Below are 18399 nucleotides of genomic sequence, written 5' to 3'. Positions count from 1 at the left end.
TCATTGCCCCACTGAACTTCTGGTTGCTCTTTGGCAATTTTTGATTCGATCTCAGTTAGTAAATACTCCGTATTTTCAGGAGGAACCTAGATATAACAAAGTTACATCAATATCTCATCGTATGTTTAATTGATGTACAGTTATGCTAGGACTAGCATACTCTGTTTCTTCAAAACATATTATATAATATTTTCTTTTTATTATATAATATTAACATAAAAAAACATTTGTTCTTTCTGGAAATCACCCATTAATATCGGTATTAGAAATGCTAAAAAATTATATCAATTTCCGTATTTGCAGCACAATACTTTGTTAAACAGAATTGTTACATTCATTTGAACAAGCTTAATGTATATTTAATTACAATTTATAAACAAATGATAATATCCTATCACGAATAACATGAAAATGAAAACATTCTATCAAATTGCGATAGCAGGCCTGCTTGCATTATCGTCTTTTTATTCCGTGGACGTATACGCGCAAAATAGACAACCCGAAGTCGGACAAATACCTCCACATCCACCAAGATTGCCCGAAGGTGCTATTCCGGCATTTCCCGGAGCATGGGGCGGCGGTATGTTTACTACTGGAGGCCGCGGAGGCCAAGTGATTGCTGTTACAAATCTTAACGATAGTGGCCCCGGCAGTTTCCGCGCCGCATTAGAAGCAAAAGGCCCTCGTATTGTCGTATTTCGTGTAGCTGGTACATTAAAAGTAAATGGCGACCTTAACATCGATCAGCCAGATATCACCATTGCAGGACAATCTGCACCTGGAGACGGGATCTGTATTGCCGGCACGCTCAATATCAACACACACAATGTCATTATCCGACACTTACGCGTACGCCGGGGTGTTCCCGTGGGTGGTCAAGGTGACGACAACATAGGTGGCAATCCGGACCATCATATCATCATCGATCATTGTTCAACTAGTTGGGGCATGGACGAAAACATCTCGCTTTACCGCCACATGAGGCCATCGCTCGACGGTACCACACAGATAAAAGACCCCGCAGAGCATATAACAGTGCAATGGACCATTTCCAGTGAAGCGCTCGATGCCAAGGGACATGCTTTTGGTGGCACCTGGGGAGGAGATCCATCTACGTTCCACCACAACTTATTTGCGAGCAACACAGCTCGGAATCCCTCAATAGGAATGTCCGGTCCGTTTGATTTCCGATATAATGTGGTGTTCAACTGGCGCCACCGTACAATGGATGGCGGAGATGAAACATCTATGATCAATGTCATCAACAACTATTACAAGCCAGGGCCTGCAACGAATGATAACATGCGAGCAGTCTTTGCCCGCGTTGAACAACGGAGCATGTACTCTCCCGGTAGTGCGTGGCGAGAAGGCGAATGGTATCCAAAAGAATCAAACCGTCCTGGAAAATGGTATGTGGCTGGCAACGTTATGCACGGCAACGAAGAGGTGACCAACAACAACTGGGCCGGTATACGCGTCAAAGACACGAAAGAATCGGTCATTCCCAATGAGAGCGAAGGCGAAAAATTTGCCCGGGTGAATACCCCATTTGTAGGATGGCCTGTGGCACCACACCAGACAGCGGAAGCCGCTTTCGAATCGGTACTTGCAAAGGCTGGAGCAACTTTACCCAAACGTGATGCGGTAGACACTCGTGTTACAGAAATGGTACGAAGTGGAAAACCAACCACGGAAACGGGTATCATTAAAGATGTTGCTGAAGTAGGTGGTTACCCCAACTTAACATTCGATGCTGCCCAGGTACCAGTTGATAGCGACGGAGATGGCATGCCTGACGCATGGGAAATCAAACATGGCCTTGATCCTAAAAATCCAAAAGATGGGGCCATGGATGCTGACGGTGATGGTTATACCAACATAGAAGAATATCTAAATGGAACAAATCCGCAGGAAAAAATCGATTACCGTAATCTAGGTAATAACGTCGACACGATAAGTTAGCTATTTATCCATAAAAAGGAGGTGTCCAAAAAGCACAACATCGTCGTCATTGCGAACCGGAGGAACGATGGTGAAGCAATCTGACGATGTTAAAAACGCAGATTGCTTCGTCATTCTTCCTCGCAATGACGCGTTTTCTTGTAGGTGACGACCTTTTTAGACACCTTCTTTTGAAAATCGACTTTATTTAGGGTTGTAACCTTAAATAGTAACTGCCGTATGAGGTCTTGCAAATCGCCCTCACGCCCCCGGTCTTAAAATTATTATTTCCAAATAAGTCAAAGTCATCAGCTATTTTCTTGCTCTCCCTGCCCTGTTATTGTAACATCTTGCCATCCTTACTCAATTTCCTAAATATGTAGTTTCTTTGCACAAATAAAACAGCCTAAAAAGAAACAATATATTGATTATTAGAACACTAACTAAACAGATCACAGCAAGTATATACACATTCGTCAAGAAAATATTACACAAATTGGGGTACCTAACACTGCGCTTTCATGTTTTCATAGAAAAAATGTGCTAATTTTGAAATTGTTAACAGCTATAAACTAAGGAAATCAGTCAATTTATGAAACCACTGTTTAGAAAAGTTCCGGTTCAGTACGAAAGTTCCTTCTCGGCCAGACACGATGTCATGCCTAATTTTGGCAATGTGTGGCATTACCACGACGAATTAGAACTTCACTTTACAATCCGAGGGGAAGGCATTCGTTTTATCGGCGACAACATCAACAGTTTTTCGCCTGGTGAAATTATCTTGGTCGGTGAAAAATTACCCCACGCTTGGCGTTGTAACCAAGAGTACTACCAAAACAATCCGGATCTTTCCATAGAGGCCATCGTACTCCAGTTCTTGCCCGATTGCTTTGGCAAACAGCTCGTTGGGCTGCCCGAAATGTATTTACTTCCAAAACTATACGAAAAGGCAAAAAGCGGCTTACTGCTAAAAGGTGAAACGAAAGACACCGTAGCGAAATTAATGCATGAATGCGTGCAGGAGGAGGGAATGGGAAGAATTATTACGCTGATGAAGATCCTTCAGGTCCTGGCCGAAGGTGAAGAATACGATACCATTGTCAAGACGCAAAGTGCGTTTTACCAATCCAATGAAGCGGAAAGCATGCGGCTTAATGACGTCTTCAATTTTACCCATTCGCACTTCAAAAAGGATATTTCGCTCGAAGAGGTCGCTAATATTTCGAATCTTAGTGTCACCTCATTTTGTCGCTATTTCAAAATGATGACTAAAAAAACGTACTACGATTTTTTAATTGAAATACGAATTAGCCATGCCTGTCGTATGCTTGTCGAAAATAAGCTCCCTACGGAAGTCATTTGTTTTGAGTGCGGATTCAATAACGTGTCCAACTTTTACCGTCACTTTAAAAGAGTCACCGGCATGACACCCTTAGATTATAAAAGAAGGTACCTAAGCTAAGACATTACTCCTCATCGTACATCAAGATTGTCAACATATACATCCTTCGCATCCGCCGCATAGAGTTTTACAATGTAGGTACCGGCGTTAATCATCGTTGATGTGTTCTCATCAAGATAATTCCATTTTCCTTCCCGTGTGGGCTCGAATGTAACAGCAGTCTTCGGTTTTAAAATAGCACCATCCTTGGCCAATACCTCATAAAACCCGGATTTCGCTTCCTTGCTCGCATTATGGTATTTGAATGTTAGGGCGTAGATATCGGCCACACCTACTTGAATTTCCCATCCCACAAAACCGCAGTCGCGCTCCATATACTGCAGACGCTCCTGCCCCTGAAAATCAACCCGGGTCATCTGCTCCGATAGCGTAGATTGGTTTGCCTTATACCCACTGGTTTCCTTCAGGTCGTACGCCGGTTGTAAACCGCTCTGCACCTGAAATGCATAGATCGCTTCGGGCCCCGCATCTGGAAGAGTCAGAACTTCCTCTCTATCCACTATTCTCCTTGATACCAAAAATTTCTCTCCTGTGTGCATCACTACGCTATCTCCCGTATTCTCGTAGGTGGGTACCCCTGCTTTCGAAATCACATAAAAATTAGTCGGATAATTAAAGGTGAACGATCGCTTGCTCTCCGCTGTTCGGAAGTAATCCGATCCATATAAAAAAGAGGGAAGATATTGAAAAGAACTGTCTATATCCATCCAGGAGTTCACAACAAGATTTTCCGCTTGTGTAGGCTTAATATTAAAATGGACTGATTTCCTTTCTACGTTTGCTGTCCCTCGTTTCGCAATGGCAATAGCCTGAATAAGGGCTTGATTGGAATAAACCCTCGGGAAGTTGATTATAATCTTTCCATTGTCAACCAAAATTTTATAGCTGCGCTTTAGGGCTTTATCATGACCTACTTCTTTCCAGATATCCAACTTATCTTCGATCACATTATCATTGATCGCGACATCAAAAAGTCGCCAGCCCGTACCATCTGCTATACCCCCTGTACCGATCCATGGTTCCGCAAAATAAAGCTCTACGAGATACTCGCCGTTCTCAACATCGAACTCAAAAGCTAGTTTATCCTGTCCGTACCGGAAGGTTTGAAACAGTGCCCAATCTTCCACGCCTTTGATCGGATCAAACGTGCGCCGTTGACTTGCGAAGTAGGAGTTCACTTGATAGTTATCTGCCCAGGACCGAGATCCGGAACCCGTCTCGCTGGTATAGGGCTGATCCGCCGCCCAAGTTTGACCAAATGCATCGACATAGATATCCCCACCACAGTTTACCCGATACAAATACGTCTGGTTTACGTCTCCTTTGAGCAATTCAGACTTATCGACCAACCGGGTGAAGTGGGGACTTTTGGGTAGGTGGTGAAGGATAATGGTATCTCGCGCTACGACCTGCCCACCTATTCGGCCTTCGGCCAGCAGCACATTATATTGTATATCGACATTATTAAATTCGAAATGCCGGCCGAGGCCAGGGTTTGCGAGTTTACCCAGTGATCGATTGTCAACATCATTAAAAAGCTCTACTTCGTCGCAATTAGAATAAATTCGAATATTGTTCTTTAGCCCCGGTTCTATCCATCTATTGGGCCAAGTGTGCATGGCAATATAAACCATGGGATCCTCCTTTGACGCATAATGCGAACGATACATGTAATAGGCATCCAAGGGCTCTCCCCAAGGCGTTAAAATTCCCTTATAATTCACCGGGCCGATTTTATCCAGATCCCTAAACCCTTCGCCTCCCTGTACACGACCGGGGTTATCATGTGAATTCCACAGCCATAGGTAATGCCCGATAGATTCTTCTTTGACCGAATCCGCTAGGCGGATTTTCGTTTGCAAGATCTCCGAAAAACGTTCTTCACTGTATTCATTGTGATTTGGCAGGTAAGGCCCCTCACTGTGCAGCTCGAGACTTCTCCAAGCACCGTACTCACCAACCAGCACCTGCCGCTTCAGATCTTCTCCATAAGTGTTGTGGTGTCCACCATAGGTTCCTGTCCAATTTTGAGGAACATCCCAGTCCGTACCGCTACCACCATTACATGTAGTTACTAGTCGCTGGATAGAGGCGGTTGGATCAAGCTCCCGGATGATCGCTGTACATTCCTTCGCAAAATCTTCCGGTAATGTGCTTTCATTTTCTAAGCCCCACAAAAAAACAGATGGACTGTTTCTTCTTTCCTTTACCCAATCCCGGAGCAAATTTTTAAAGTTTTCTCTAAATGCGTCATTGTCAAACCAGATATGCGCTGCCATCTGGGTCCAGAGTAAGATTCCATTTTCATCCCAAAACTGCTGGTAGCGCAAATTATGTGGCTGATGTGCATCCCGAAAAGAATTAAATCCCAACGACTTCATTTCCCGAACACGTGCAGAGATCTCTTCATCCGCAAAGGCATGTGAATTCCCCAGCTTGTGTTCGTATTCTGCTATCCCATGGATGAAAACGGGCTTATCATTTACAAAAAGTTGATTTGTACCATTTGGTTTCAAGCCCTTTGGCCAGCTGATTTTTCGGATTCCATATGGTACCGTCTCCTGATCTAGTACCCTCTTCCCATCTTTTACGATTGTTTCGATCGTATAGAGATAAGGCTGCTCGGGCGACCATAATGTTGGATTTTTAATAACAATATCCTTCAACTTTAGTGTGAGCCCCGTATTCGCTGCAATAGCTTGTTTACTTTGGGAAGAATACAGCACCCGTCCTTTATGATCTTTTAACCGCGTATCAATACGTAAGTCGCGGGCTTCGGTAGCGTTATTTTTTACTTCTACGGTATGGTGAACAACCGCCTGATCGGAGCGGATGTTTTCATCATTCCAAACGTGTACGCCAAATGGCTCAATATTGACTTCGTTTTTGATGATGAGGGTTACTGGCCTAAATATACCCAATGGCTGCGAACCCTCCGAAAAACCCCTTTCTGGCGAACAGCCCCCATCAACCCAAGGTAGATCACGGATATCAGCAGGATGATCTGCTCTAACCGCCAGTACATTTGGGCGTCCATCCGCAAATAGGACATCTGTCACATCTATTGTGAAGGTAGTCCGGCCTCCGGCGTGATAACCAACCCGCTTCTCGTTCAGCCATACCGTCGCATAGGATCCCACCCCTTCAAAAAAAAGATAATACCTCTTCTTCGTATCGTTTTTGCCTTTTTTCAGTTCAAATGTTTTCCGATACCAGGCATAACCGTGGAGATTCCCATGTAATTGCCGCCGATAGCCTGCATATTGATCCCAATTATGCGGTACCTGCACCTGCTTCCATTGCGATGCACCTTCAAAATCGAGTTGTTGAAACCCCTCGTATTTAGCCGTATCACTTTCATCCATTGCCGTGCTCCATCCTGCATGTAGCGAAAGCTGTTGCCGAGGGTTTTGTTGAGCTGATACAACAATCGGAAAAAGCAGCACCAGAATGGAAAATAAATATGGGAGCATAGTTAGTTTATGTGTTTGAGGCCTGAATCGAATGTATAAGTCTTCCCTGTTTCTGTATTCAGCTGTATGTTATTTTTGCCGTATCTCAAGCTTAGTGGCTTCCCTGCTAATGAGCGCACCACTAATGTGGTCAATTTACGATCCTTCCAGGCAAAGTCCATTTCAAATCCCCCCCGAGCCATTATTCCTTTGATACTGCCATCGGAAAACTTAGCGGGCAAAGCGGGCAATAAGTCGACGTAGGAAAGATGACTTTGTAAGAATAGTTCGGCTATACCTGCTGCACCACCAAAATTTCCATCAATCTGAAAAGGAGGATGTGCGTCAAAAAGATTCGGATAGGATCCGCCATTGCGGTCCGCAGGACGGAGCAACATTTTTATCATTTTTAAGGTATGCTCACTATCTTGAAGACGTGCCCAAAAGTTTATTTTCCAAGCCAAACTCCAACCGGTACCATCATCTCCCCGCATGACCAGGGTTTGCTTCGCCGCATCCATTAGCTTCGGTGTCGCCTCCATATTGATTTCATTCCCCGGATGCAAACCCCATAAATGAGAGACATGTCGGTGTTTATTCTCCGGATCATCCTTGTCTTCCAGCCATTCTTGCAGCTGCCCGTATTTCCCGATCTGATTCGGTGCAATCTTCGCGTGCATCTGTATGATGGAATCCCTTAGAGCCGCATCGCTATTCACGATATCCGACGACTGTATAAAGATGTTAAATAGGGCCCGAATAATCTGATGATCCATGGTGGGCCCTTTTACCAGGCCGCCATTTTCAGGTGAATTCGACGGTGTGCTCACGAGCCATCCGGTCTCTTTATCTTCTACGAGCACATCCTTAAAAAATAAGGTTGCCTCTTTGATGATATCATAATGATCCTCCAAAAAATGGAGATCTTGGTTGAATAAATAATGTTCCCACAAATGCGTCACAAGCCAGGCTCCGCCCGTAGGCCATATGCCATGATTGGAGTTGTTAATGGGAGCTGTACCACGCCAAATATCTGTATTATGATGAAGTACCCATCCCCGCGCGTTGTAATACTGCTTAGCCGTTTTTTGGCCAGCAACCCGTAACTCACGGATCATCTGAAATAACGGTTCATGCAGCTCTTTTAGATTTAGCACTTCCGTTGGCCAGTAATTCATTTCTAAATTGATATTGGCCGTATATTTACTCCCCCAGGACGGCTCGAGCAAGTGATTCCATACGCCCTGCAAATTTGCAGGCTGCGTGCCTTCCCTCGAACTTGCTATTTGTAAATAGCGGCCATATTGAACATATAGTGCAACAAAGGAAGGGTCGACATCACTGTCAAAATTAGCTAACCGTATACTTGTCGCTTGTTTACTTTGCGGTCCCAAATCAATCGAAAAACGATTGTAAAGGTGCTTATAATCTTGTTGATGGTCGCGAACAACCGCCTCAAAGGATTTTTCGGCAATTTTCTGTTGCACGGCCTGCGCCTTCTGGTAGCCGTCGCCCGTAATATCTTTGTAGTTTACAAAATTAGTCGCCGCAGAAAGGTAAATAGCGGCCTCATCCGCACCTTTAACCTCGATCCGATTGTTTACCACCTTAGCCGAACCGTTGGTAACATTTATACGAATCAAACTGCTGCCCACTAATCCGCCCTCTTTGACATGCACTGTTAAGGAAAGTGTACGCTCATCTACTTGTTCAATCTTATGCTGCACATGTTTGGTTTCTAGTGCGAGGCTAAATGTTATCTTTTTCTTTTGATCGGCAGAAAGTCGGATAGCGATTGCCTGATCGGGAAAACTCGCCAGATAAGTCCGCGTATAGTGCGTGCCACCTAATGTATAGTTGACTTCAGCCAGCCCCTCATCCAAATTTAATATGCGCTGATAATCTTTTGCTGTTTCATGTGGAAAAGATAATTTAAGGCTTCCGAAAGGCTGATAAGCGGCTTGATAGGTACCTACTTTCGGCGCATGGTCGTCTTGAACAGTGTATTTCCAGGAGCCATTTAATGATCGCAGCTGTCCTTCCGAGCTCACCAAGCCAATATGCCGACTCGTATCTTTATAGCCGGCTATTCCTCCCTTTCCAAAAAAATTAATGACCTGGATCGCGACGACATTCTTCCCTTCTTTCAATACGCCTTTCGGAATCTCGTAATTACGCTTCGCAGATTCCCCCTCGCTACTGCCGATCAGCCTGCCATTCACGTAGGTATAATCCAGATCCCGAATACGATTCAGATCCAATGTCCAGCTGTTGGTTAGATCCGTTTTGGATAAATAAAATTCTTTACGAAACCATACCGCTCCGTCGAGACCCTCCAATCCCACCGATTCCCATCCTTCATATGCCGGAACGGCTAAGCTTTTCCATTGCGAATCGTCGAAACGAAAAGCCGAGGGTCCATCCTCTTGTTGGCGGATCTCACCTACTTTCGTTAACCATTGGCTAGGGTCTTCGGTTTCACTTTTCAATCCCATGAATTCCCGCATGGCCAACTCTTCGGCCTCCTTCTGCTTGCCAACTTCCAGTAAATAGCGGATGCTATCTAAGTATTGATGGGCATTCGCCGCATTATAATCCCGTGGAGATCCTGTCCAAAGTGTTTCTTCGTTAAATTGAATCTCGTCTTCGGCTATACCACCAAATATCATCGCGCCCAACTTGCCATTGCCAATAGGTAACGCCTCTTCCCATACACGTGCAGGAGTGGAGTACCATAGTTTATTTTGCGCCAACGATAGTGTCGAACAAAAAAGAACTAGAACGAGCAGTTGTAAACGCGTCAAATACATATGCTTTTTATTTGGTTATATTATTTTGGATTTTCACCATCTTATTTTCTTCTTTTATCACCTGCTTCACATGGGAGAAGTTATTGTTGTGAACGGCGATATCGTCGTTCTTGCTTCCAACCACTTTCAGAAACAGATTCGTTCCGGGATACGGGAAGTTATTTTGGATATTCACCTGTTTCGCTTCCTCCAATACGATCATCGCTTTATCGGGCTGAGGCGTAAAGTTCTGGATCTTCTGGATATCCAAAAAAACCACATTTTTGGCTTTAATCAATGGCTCATTGGCTACATCTACCTGCACATTTAGAAAACTGATGTTCTTGGCATTCTCCAACGAAAACCCAGCCTGGGCCTGCATGTTAATATTTGCAAAGCTGACATTTTCAACGGGCATCTCCAACAGTCCCCTTATAAGCCCCACACGATTGGTATTTCCGGCCATATCACTTATGAAAATATTCTTAAATGCAGGCGTTCTTTCGGACACAGGTTCTACGTCAGTTTTCGCATACTGCATGTCCATCACGATTGCCTGATCGCGAATATTACGCATGACGATATTACTGACCCGGATGTTTTCCACGACTCCACCACGTCCTCTCGCTGTCTTAAGGCGTATCCCACGATCTGTTCCATCAAAAACGCAGTTGGAGATCACGATATTTTTTACCCCTCCAGACATCTCGCTACCGATCACGACTCCACCGTGCCCGCGTAGCATCGTACAATTGGTGATCGTATAATTTTCTGCTGGAATATTTACTTTCCTCCCTGATCGATCCTTACCCGACTTAATGGTGATGCAATCGTCTCCAACACTAATGTGGCTGTTTGCGATATGAACGTTTTGACAAGATTCCGGGTTGATGCCATCGGTATTGGGCGAAGGTGGATTATCGATCGTTATACCGTCGATCGTTACATTATTGCAATACTGTGGATTAATTGTCCAAAAAGGAGAATTTTGAATCTTGATATCCTTGATCTGAACATTATTGCAGTTTAAAAATTGAATAAACGGCGGCCGTAAAAACCCTCTTTCTACCCAACCGGGCAGATCAGGAGCGAGTACATCTTTATTTAAGCGTTTGAATTCTTTTTGCCACTTACTATCTTCTGTAAGCTTCTTGACCTCTACTTCCGAAAATCCCCACCATTTCTTCCCGTGTCCATCGATTAACCCCCGCCCAACAATTGCAATATTTTCTAATCCATTGCCATAAAACAGGGGCGAAAAATTTGTTACTTCCGTGCCTTCCCAACGGGATTCAACCATGGGAAGATAATGATCAAAATTATCACTAAAGTGGAGTTCCGCTCCTGCTTCAATATGTATCGTTATATTACTTTTCAAATGAATGGGGCCAGTGAGGTATTTCCCGGCCGGAAAATAAACAGTGCCCCCTCCTTTATTCGCAGCGGCGTCAATTGTGTTCTTTATGGCCTGTGTATTGATGGCCGAACTATCGTTTTTCGCACCAAAATCCATCACATTAAAGAATTCCTGAGCACCTACTTCTGATCCAAAAAACAAGGAGATCCCGATGAAAAATCCAGCAAATAGTTTGTTAAGCATGTTAGTTTAATTTTATTTTAATATTCTTTAGTTTCTTGGTATGGGCAACCTTATTTCCGTCTACATACACCGTTAAGCCTTTTCCTTTGTCATATCGTTTTCCGTCTTCATCCCAATAAATGGAAACATCCTTTCCATGATAGGCGAGATCGGTCAATGCGAAATAGGGCCATTTTCCTGACGGAATTAACGGTTTTATTTCAAGTGTATTTTCGACTTGAGGTTTCAATCCGATTAAATCCTGTATAACGACATCCACAAAGGTAGAGTGGTTATAAAATTTACTTCTTGGGTGGTCGCCTTTCAACCATTCCCCCGTACTTTCGTCCTGATATTCCCCGATATACGGCTTTCCGTCCAATACATGTGATTTGGCGTATTTCTGCACCTCTCGATAAAAATCCGTTTTCCCAACCTTTCCATGGTGTTTGTAGTCCGCCAACAGATTGGCCATACCTCGTAATGTTTGCGAGGTAGCAAAAGGCCAAAGGGCACCATCCCATTCGCAGCTATGTCCTGACCCCCTCGTTCTAAAGGTTGGTTCCCTTCTTTCGGCTGTAGTTAGTCCCCAAGGGGCGTTGAAACCCGCTGTATCCGAGACTTGGTTCCAAGCTTCGGCATATTGCTTTTTATCCGCTGGAATATGAAAATACCAAGGAATAAAACCGATCGCCTCGCGTGCGCCGTGCAAACTGCCATCCGGTAATTTGGTCTTGAAAAATTTATCCTCTTTATCCCACAGCGAATCGATCACTTTTGGTTTTAGTTCGCGCACCTTTAACTCATATTTTGCCTTCAAATCCGTATGACCTACAATTTCGGCAATTTCAGCAAGGGCTTTTGCATTGGCATACATATAACTGTTTATTGTGGGTCGCATATTCTTATCTCTCCGGCTTCCGGAAACCGACTCTTCCATACCATCCTTTACATCGTGCTGCCAAAACAAGCCATTAGGCAACTGACGCTCTTCCTCCCATTTCTCGTAATCCAGATCGAGATCTTTTATCCGACTCGATAAATAAGCGGTATTATTTGATACCTTGTGGTAGGCAAGCAACGCATCTGGCAGCCACGAGCTAAATTGATGAAACCGGGGCTTTGACTGCCCTTCGTCTGCCTTGTAAAGCCAAAAATCAATGTACTCCTTTAAAAAATCGTTGTTCCGTAGCCAGCGTCCTTCGTATAGGTGGTGACCTAAGGCACAGCTAATGGAATTGAACTTTCCCGCATGCTTTACCGGCTCTATGAATTCGGTTACGATCGTTCCTTCGGGGGTAGTCTTGATATGCTTCCGAAATGACCACCAACGGAAGTAGTATATTTCTTCTATATCTTCATCCGGACAGTCAAAAAGGGGAATATTCGTCTTAAGCCATTCTCCGGAGCGCTTATTATCGATTAGATTGATAACGGCTTCATTGTCTTGGCTGTTAAATTTTGTGACATACTGTTCCAATTTTGTATTGAGATCAACCTGTGCTATGGCTAAACAGGGAAATAATAACAACAGTACCGATACACGTCTTTTCATACTTCTCTTCTTTTTACAGTTTAGTTTCCTTATAATACCCAAATAAATCGTCCAGATCATCTCCCTGATTATCAATATCGGCATTATAGGGATGCAATAATTCGCTATCTTTCACAAATCCTAAAATTACGGCTTCACCTTTTGGCAACTTAAGCTCATGTTGGCCGGCCGGAAAAGAATAGCTGTGTATATCAATCATCGGCATATATTGAACGCGCATTGCATTCCGTATCTTTGCCTCCGCTTGTCCGTAATCATTTGCAGAAGCATCAATTTCCAATACCGGTTTCGGTGCAAAAACTTTATCCGTACTATTAAAATACCCTACCAGTACTTTGACCTGTTGTGCGCTCTCAAATTTTAACGAATAACCATTTAATTTTTGCTGTTCGGAATTAACCATAACTGCCTGTAAGCCTTCCAATTCTTGCGGCAGGTGAGTCACCACCAATTCCTGGTCTATATATAATTTAGCACCTTTTTTCAACGGCGTAAACTTGGCGTCGCTTAACAATACGACGTCGCTACTGACATACTGTTTACTTTCTACCTCTTCTATATTCCCTTTATTGGCCAACGAATCTATTGCCGCTTTAAAGTTATCTAATTCTGTTTCAAAAACCGGCAGCACTTCTTTCCAATGCTTAAAGGTTGCGTCCACTCCCCGCAATGGTATTTTTCGTTGCTTTGTCTGCATACTGTTCGCGTATAGATACGAATGCTCCGTCAGATCTGTGAGGATTTTATAGGCTTCTACACTCCTTTCCAGATCAGGAACAGCAGCTTGTAAGGACGCGATATCTCCCGTATACTTGTAAGCTAATGTCTGAATGGCGGCTCTTACTTTATAACTGTAGTGCTCCGCCAGTGCTTTATGAATATACACATCATTTATTAACCGCTGAAATTCTTCCGTATGCTTATTCGCTACGCCAATCTGTTTCACGAGGTCCACAGCCTTGTTACCGTGTCTAACAATTTCATCTGCTACTTGAATCGGTGTTTCGCCGATATGAGGCTCATTCTTGAACTGCTTTTCCGCATAGTCGATGATCATTTCTCCTTCGGGCGCTTCAGATTCGTACAACATGGTAAATAGACCGTACCGAAAAGGATTGATCATCTGTGTCATCAGCATGCCCAATGTCGATGTTTGCCGGTTGCCATCGGTAATTCCAAATCGCCTTAAAATTTTTGGCGATATTTCGCCTATCTCTTCCAGCGCGCTTAACAGATTACCTGCATCCTTCTCCGTTATCCCATAATAATCTTTCAATTGATCAGACCAGAATGCCTGTTCTTCTTCTTTACGACGGTCCACCTTCCAGGCGTACCTGGCCCATGCCCGGTACCATACCCAATCCCGATCCAACTGCAACAATCGTTCGTCTGCTTTATCCGCTGTATAGGGCCAGTCCCAATAGGACGCCTGTGGATAGATGTGGATACCATTGGAATGATAAATATCGTGCATGGCATGTACTGATTTTTGGATAAAATCCGGCGAAGCATATCGAAATGGCTCTAGATTTGCCAAGATATGTACATTTTGTATGTGTACACTTCCCATCGCGCTAAGACTTCGGTGGAGCTCAGCCCATTTCCCACGAGGCGTATACGTTGTTAGCGCCTCTCCATTATACTTGGCCATCGTATACAGGTTCTTGTATAGGGGCAGAGAGGCTTTCATCACCGCCGGTGCATCGGTATCGTGCGCTCGTAATACAATCGGTGGTTCTATCGTACTTCCATTTGCATTCAGTCCGTCCTGTACACCCGGGATAATCGTCTTTGTAAACCAGTCAATATCATCTTGCCCAACGCCTTCCATGGCTTCTCCCAATGTAACCAATAGACCTACATTCGGATACTTCTCCACAAAAGCTGCGATGGACTTCCGCGTGTAGTCCGCTATTAAGGGCGTGATAACGCGGTTTCTTTCCTGTGTTTTTAAATTGTGCTTCTCGGCAAAAGGCTTTGGCAATATAATATTATAAAACATCTGAATCACCCAAATGCCGCGCTTATTCGCCTCTTGGGTTAGAAAACCAAAAATTTCCTCATTCTTGGTAAATGTCTCGTCATCCACCTCCAATGCGTAGGGATAATCCTTCAATTTGACCAACGATGAAAAGGGATGTCCATTCCACAAATACAACGTATTGTATTTGTTATCCAACAGCATATCCAGATATTTCAACCAAAGCTCTTTATCGTAAAACCAGGGAAAAAGATCTTCCGTATACGGATACTCATACACCTCTCTACCAGGTAAATAACCCGTTTTTTGCATACCAATCGAAGTACCTCTGAGTACCATTTCGGGTGCATCAATGTAGGCAATCGAATTTTTGTTATTATAATGGTTTTGATTGATGACCTCCAAGCAGCCGTACAAAAGTCCGGCTTCATCTTTCCCGATAATTACCAATGCCGAGGCTGCATCCTTTCTATAAACCAAAAAAGACTCCTTATCTATCAATTTATCGAGTAAGGATCTAGGCACCATCTTGTTCAGGTTTGAAGATCCTGACGATAAACCCACTAGCACATCAGCAGCACCCAAGGGAGTTGTCGTTGAAAATGGCTTACACGCGGCTTCCTCAACATTCAGAAATTCCCTCACACGCTCGACAGCGTAGTTAAAGCGGGCAGTATTGCTAACTCCATCCCTAGAAAAAAAAACACTTTTTTCGCGAGCGGTCGTGTGCAGAACAAACACCAAAAAAAATGAAAATACCAATAAAAGCTGTTTTCTAGAAGTCATTTGTCTATCCATTACTTATTTTATAGCGCCACGAAAAAGAATAAAAAGCCTCCCTTATCTTTACCATATAAAGTGAAACCTGCTTTAACACTTCGCTTATAATTGTCAACTCAAAAAAACACATTTTTGCGCTTTTATTCATGTGGATAATTATCTTCTTATAACAAGATATTACCATATGCGAATCTTCAATCGAACTATTATTCTAAATTGAGCGATAATATCTAATCAAAAAATGCTATCTTTCCACATTGATTCATAAAATTAACACCATGCAAAAATTAAGTTCCTTACTGCTATTCGTTTTTTTTATTACGTATACCCAGGCCCAAGAAAAAGTATTGTTGCGTTTGGCTCCACAGCAGGGAGAAACGAAAACGTATGAAATGATTATGAAATCGGATATAGAAGGGCCACAAAGCATGATCATGGACATGAACATGGGGTTAACGATGACTGCAAAAGAAGTTACTACCGACTCGATCACTTACGAATCGAAGTATGGTAAAATACGTACCGACATCAACGCCGGAATGATGACGATCTCTTATGATTCAGAGAAAACGCCAGAAAATCAAATGGAGGAAATGATGGCTTCTCAATTCAAGCCGCTACTGGAAAGTACGCTTTCTATCGTGATGGACAAAAGGGCAAAGGTCATCAGCATGGATTTTCCGAATGTTCCGGATCAGGCATTTGATAGGGGAAGCATCCAAGGGATGTCTATATCGTTCCCAGAAAATGAAATTGCAATCGGAGATTCTTGGGATTCGGAAATTGCCCTGGAGCAATTGGGCGCCAAAGGCACAACAACCAACACGCTGACCGAAAAAACAGCAGATGGATACCGTGTTTCCGTTTCAGGAAATTACACCGATAATTCCGGTAATTTTATTGGGACGGCAACAGGTTATTATGTTTTGGATCCAAAAACCTTTTTTACAAAGAATTCTACGGTTACTTCTGAAATGGAATTTCAAGGATCAAAAATAAAATCAACAGTAGAATTGAGAGAGGTTAACTAACGCTTTTTTTTAATGATCTATTATTTTCTTTTGTTTTCTCAAAAGAACCTCTATTTTTGTGCCGACTAAAAGCTGTTTCACAGTCATGGTATACTAGATAAAAGATGCACTATTCTTTTTCTGGTTAGCTAGCCGGAATCTTGGAATTCTCCTTCAATAAAATCTAATAAACCTTTATATTGTTTTTAGTCGCTCTTTACGAGAGCTACGCTGTTTTATTATATCTAGATTCAATTTAATGGAAAAAGCATTCAATTTACAATCGATTCGTAATCTGAACTTTAAAAATGAAATTCTTGCTGGCCTAACGGTGGCGATGACGATGATTCCCGAATCACTTTCTTTTTCCATCTTAGCAGGATTATCTCCTTTAACAGGACTGTATGCAGCTTTTTTAATGGGGCTCGTTACATCTATCCTTGGGGGCCGTCCAGGTATGGTATCGGGGGGGGCGGGGGCAACTGTTGTTGTACTGATCGCGCTTGCTTCCAGCCATGGCGTCCAATATCTTTTTGCCGCTGTAGTATTGGCCGGGTTACTACAGTTTTTAGTAGGTCTATTCAAACTAGGGAAATTTGTCAGGTTGATCCCGCAGCCTGTCATGTACGGATTTTTGAACGGTCTGGCGGTCATCATATTCATGGCGCAAATCGAACAGTTTAAATTGCCTGGCGATGCAGCGGGCTGGATGAGCGGCACGCCCCTGTACACGATGATGGGTTTAACTATTCTTACCATCTTAATTGTTATCGGTCTACCTCGTCTAACAAAGGCAATACCAGCGTCGCTAGTCGCTATATTAGTTGTCTTCGGATTGGTAACCGTTTTTGGTATAGAGACTAAAAAGGTAATAAATATTGCCTCTGTTAGTGGTTCTCTTCCTACTTTCAGTATCCCGGAAATTCCGTTTACGTTTGACACATTAAAACTCATTTTTCCTTATGCCCTCGTTATGGCCGGTGTTGGACTTATTGAGTCTTTGTTGACATTAAATATGGTCGATGAAATTACCAATACGAAAGGTCGATCCAATAGGGAAGCCATGGCACAGGGAACGGCAAATGTGGTTAATGGCTTTTTCGGTGGTATGGGGGGATGTGCCATGGTGGCACAGACCTTGGTCAATTTGAATGCCGGCGCACGGACACGGTTGTCTGCCTTCATCGGTGCAATCGCTATTTTGGTCATCATATTGGTTGGGGCGCCCTTTATCGAACAAATTCCAATGGCTGCGCTCGTAGGTGTAATGATGATGGTTGCCATCGAAACATTCGAATGGGTTAGTTTTCGCATCATAAACAAATTTCCAAAGTCAGATATTTTCGTCGGCATCCTCGTGGCGCTTATCACCATTATCCTACACAATCTTGCCCTGGCTGTACTAATAGGAGTCGTCATTGCGGCATTAGTGTTTGCTTGGGACAATGCCAAACGCATCAGAGCCAGAAAGTTTATTGATGAAGATGGTGTAAAGCATTATCAGATCTACGGCCCATTGTTTTTCGGTTCGACCACGGCCTTTTTAGAAAAATTTGAAGTAGCGGAAGATCCCGAACAAATTGTAATCGACTTTCGCGAAAGCCGGGTAGCAGATATGTCTGCCATAGATGCGCTTAATAAAATTACCGAGAAATATGCAAAACTCAACAAAAAAGTGCACCTTAGACATCTCAGTGAGGATTGTCGGATACTGCTTGGCAACGCAGGAACCTCTATTGATGTGAATATTCTAGAAGATCCGACCTATAAGGTAATGCCCGATGCCTAGCGGCTCAACAAACTAACCAGAGTTAGGGACATTTTATTTATATTCTTATTTGTCACCAAAG

At 43.4% G+C, this 18399-nt stretch carries 9 protein-coding genes; 4 read left to right on the top strand and 5 right to left on the bottom strand.

Annotated features, from left to right (window positions below; all coding sequences use genetic code 11):
• Positions 1–405 precede the first annotated feature (405 nt).
• Positions 406–1962 carry a pectate lyase family protein gene (locus tag FAZ19_RS01155; RefSeq protein WP_136818769.1) on the top strand — a complete coding sequence of 519 codons (1557 nt, stop codon included), beginning with the start codon at positions 406–408 and terminating at the stop codon, positions 1960–1962.
• A 571-nt stretch (positions 1963–2533) separates the two neighbouring features.
• Positions 2534–3403, top strand: coding sequence for an AraC family transcriptional regulator (locus FAZ19_RS01150; RefSeq protein ID WP_136818768.1), 870 nt, complete (start codon positions 2534–2536; stop codon positions 3401–3403).
• Between the two features lie 11 nt (positions 3404–3414).
• Here the strand turns inward: FAZ19_RS01150 and FAZ19_RS01145 are convergent, their stop codons facing one another.
• From FAZ19_RS01145 to FAZ19_RS01125, 5 genes are read right to left on the bottom strand one after another with little or no spacing between them, the layout of a single operon-like run.
• Positions 3415–6876 (bottom strand): malectin domain-containing carbohydrate-binding protein, encoded by a 3462-nt coding sequence (locus tag FAZ19_RS01145; RefSeq protein WP_136818767.1) that lies wholly within the window; start codon positions 6874–6876, stop codon positions 3415–3417.
• Between the two features lie 2 nt (positions 6877–6878).
• A complete protein-coding gene (locus FAZ19_RS01140) occupies positions 6879–9665 on the bottom strand; it encodes a glycoside hydrolase family 95 protein (RefSeq protein WP_136818766.1) in 2787 nt (928 codons plus the stop codon).
• 7 nt (positions 9666–9672) lie between these two features.
• Positions 9673–11244, bottom strand: coding sequence for a glycoside hydrolase family 28 protein (locus tag FAZ19_RS01135; RefSeq protein WP_136818765.1), 1572 nt, complete (start codon positions 11242–11244; stop codon positions 9673–9675).
• Position 11245: 1 nt separating this feature from the next.
• Complete coding sequence (locus FAZ19_RS01130; RefSeq protein ID WP_136818764.1) at positions 11246–12778, bottom strand: MGH1-like glycoside hydrolase domain-containing protein; 1533 nt, start codon at positions 12776–12778, stop codon at positions 11246–11248.
• A gap of 13 nt (positions 12779–12791) precedes the next feature.
• On the bottom strand, positions 12792–15557 hold the full coding sequence (locus FAZ19_RS01125) for an alpha-d-galacturonidase (protein WP_136818763.1): 2766 nt from the start codon (positions 15555–15557) through the stop codon (positions 12792–12794).
• A 260-nt stretch (positions 15558–15817) separates the two neighbouring features.
• On the opposite strand from FAZ19_RS01125, the gene FAZ19_RS01120 reads away from it, so the two are divergent.
• Together FAZ19_RS01120 and FAZ19_RS01115 are read left to right on the top strand one after the other, a co-directional pair.
• Positions 15818–16570 carry a DUF6263 family protein gene (locus FAZ19_RS01120; RefSeq protein ID WP_136818762.1) on the top strand — a complete coding sequence of 251 codons (753 nt, stop codon included), beginning with the start codon at positions 15818–15820 and terminating at the stop codon, positions 16568–16570.
• Between the two features lie 238 nt (positions 16571–16808).
• Positions 16809–18338: a SulP family inorganic anion transporter gene (locus tag FAZ19_RS01115; RefSeq protein ID WP_136818761.1), complete on the top strand. Its 1530-nt coding sequence runs from the start codon at positions 16809–16811 to the stop codon at positions 18336–18338.
• The last annotated feature ends 61 nt before the right edge of the window (positions 18339–18399 follow it).

This window comes from Sphingobacterium alkalisoli, assembly GCF_005049105.1.
GTDB classification, from domain to species: domain Bacteria; phylum Bacteroidota; class Bacteroidia; order Sphingobacteriales; family Sphingobacteriaceae; genus Sphingobacterium; species Sphingobacterium alkalisoli.
This window is presented reverse-complemented; position numbering and strand designations above follow the sequence as displayed.

What these genes read in the sequence shown, in the direction of transcription:
- FAZ19_RS01155 (WP_136818769.1), top strand. Translation starts at nt 406, where the DNA reads ATGAAAATGAAAACATTCTATCAAATTGCGATAGCAGGCCTGCTTGCA.
- FAZ19_RS01150 (WP_136818768.1), top strand. Translation starts at nt 2,534, where the DNA reads ATGAAACCACTGTTTAGAAAAGTTCCGGTTCAGTACGAAAGTTCCTTC.
- FAZ19_RS01145 (WP_136818767.1), bottom strand. Translation starts at nt 6,876, where the DNA reads ATGCTCCCATATTTATTTTCCATTCTGGTGCTGCTTTTTCCGATTGTT.
- FAZ19_RS01140 (WP_136818766.1), bottom strand. Translation starts at nt 9,665, where the DNA reads ATGTATTTGACGCGTTTACAACTGCTCGTTCTAGTTCTTTTTTGTTCG.
- FAZ19_RS01135 (WP_136818765.1), bottom strand. Translation starts at nt 11,244, where the DNA reads ATGCTTAACAAACTATTTGCTGGATTTTTCATCGGGATCTCCTTGTTT.
- FAZ19_RS01130 (WP_136818764.1), bottom strand. Translation starts at nt 12,778, where the DNA reads ATGAAAAGACGTGTATCGGTACTGTTGTTATTATTTCCCTGTTTAGCC.
- FAZ19_RS01125 (WP_136818763.1), bottom strand. Translation starts at nt 15,557, where the DNA reads ATGGATAGACAAATGACTTCTAGAAAACAGCTTTTATTGGTATTTTCA.
- FAZ19_RS01120 (WP_136818762.1), top strand. Translation starts at nt 15,818, where the DNA reads ATGCAAAAATTAAGTTCCTTACTGCTATTCGTTTTTTTTATTACGTAT.
- FAZ19_RS01115 (WP_136818761.1), top strand. Translation starts at nt 16,809, where the DNA reads ATGGAAAAAGCATTCAATTTACAATCGATTCGTAATCTGAACTTTAAA.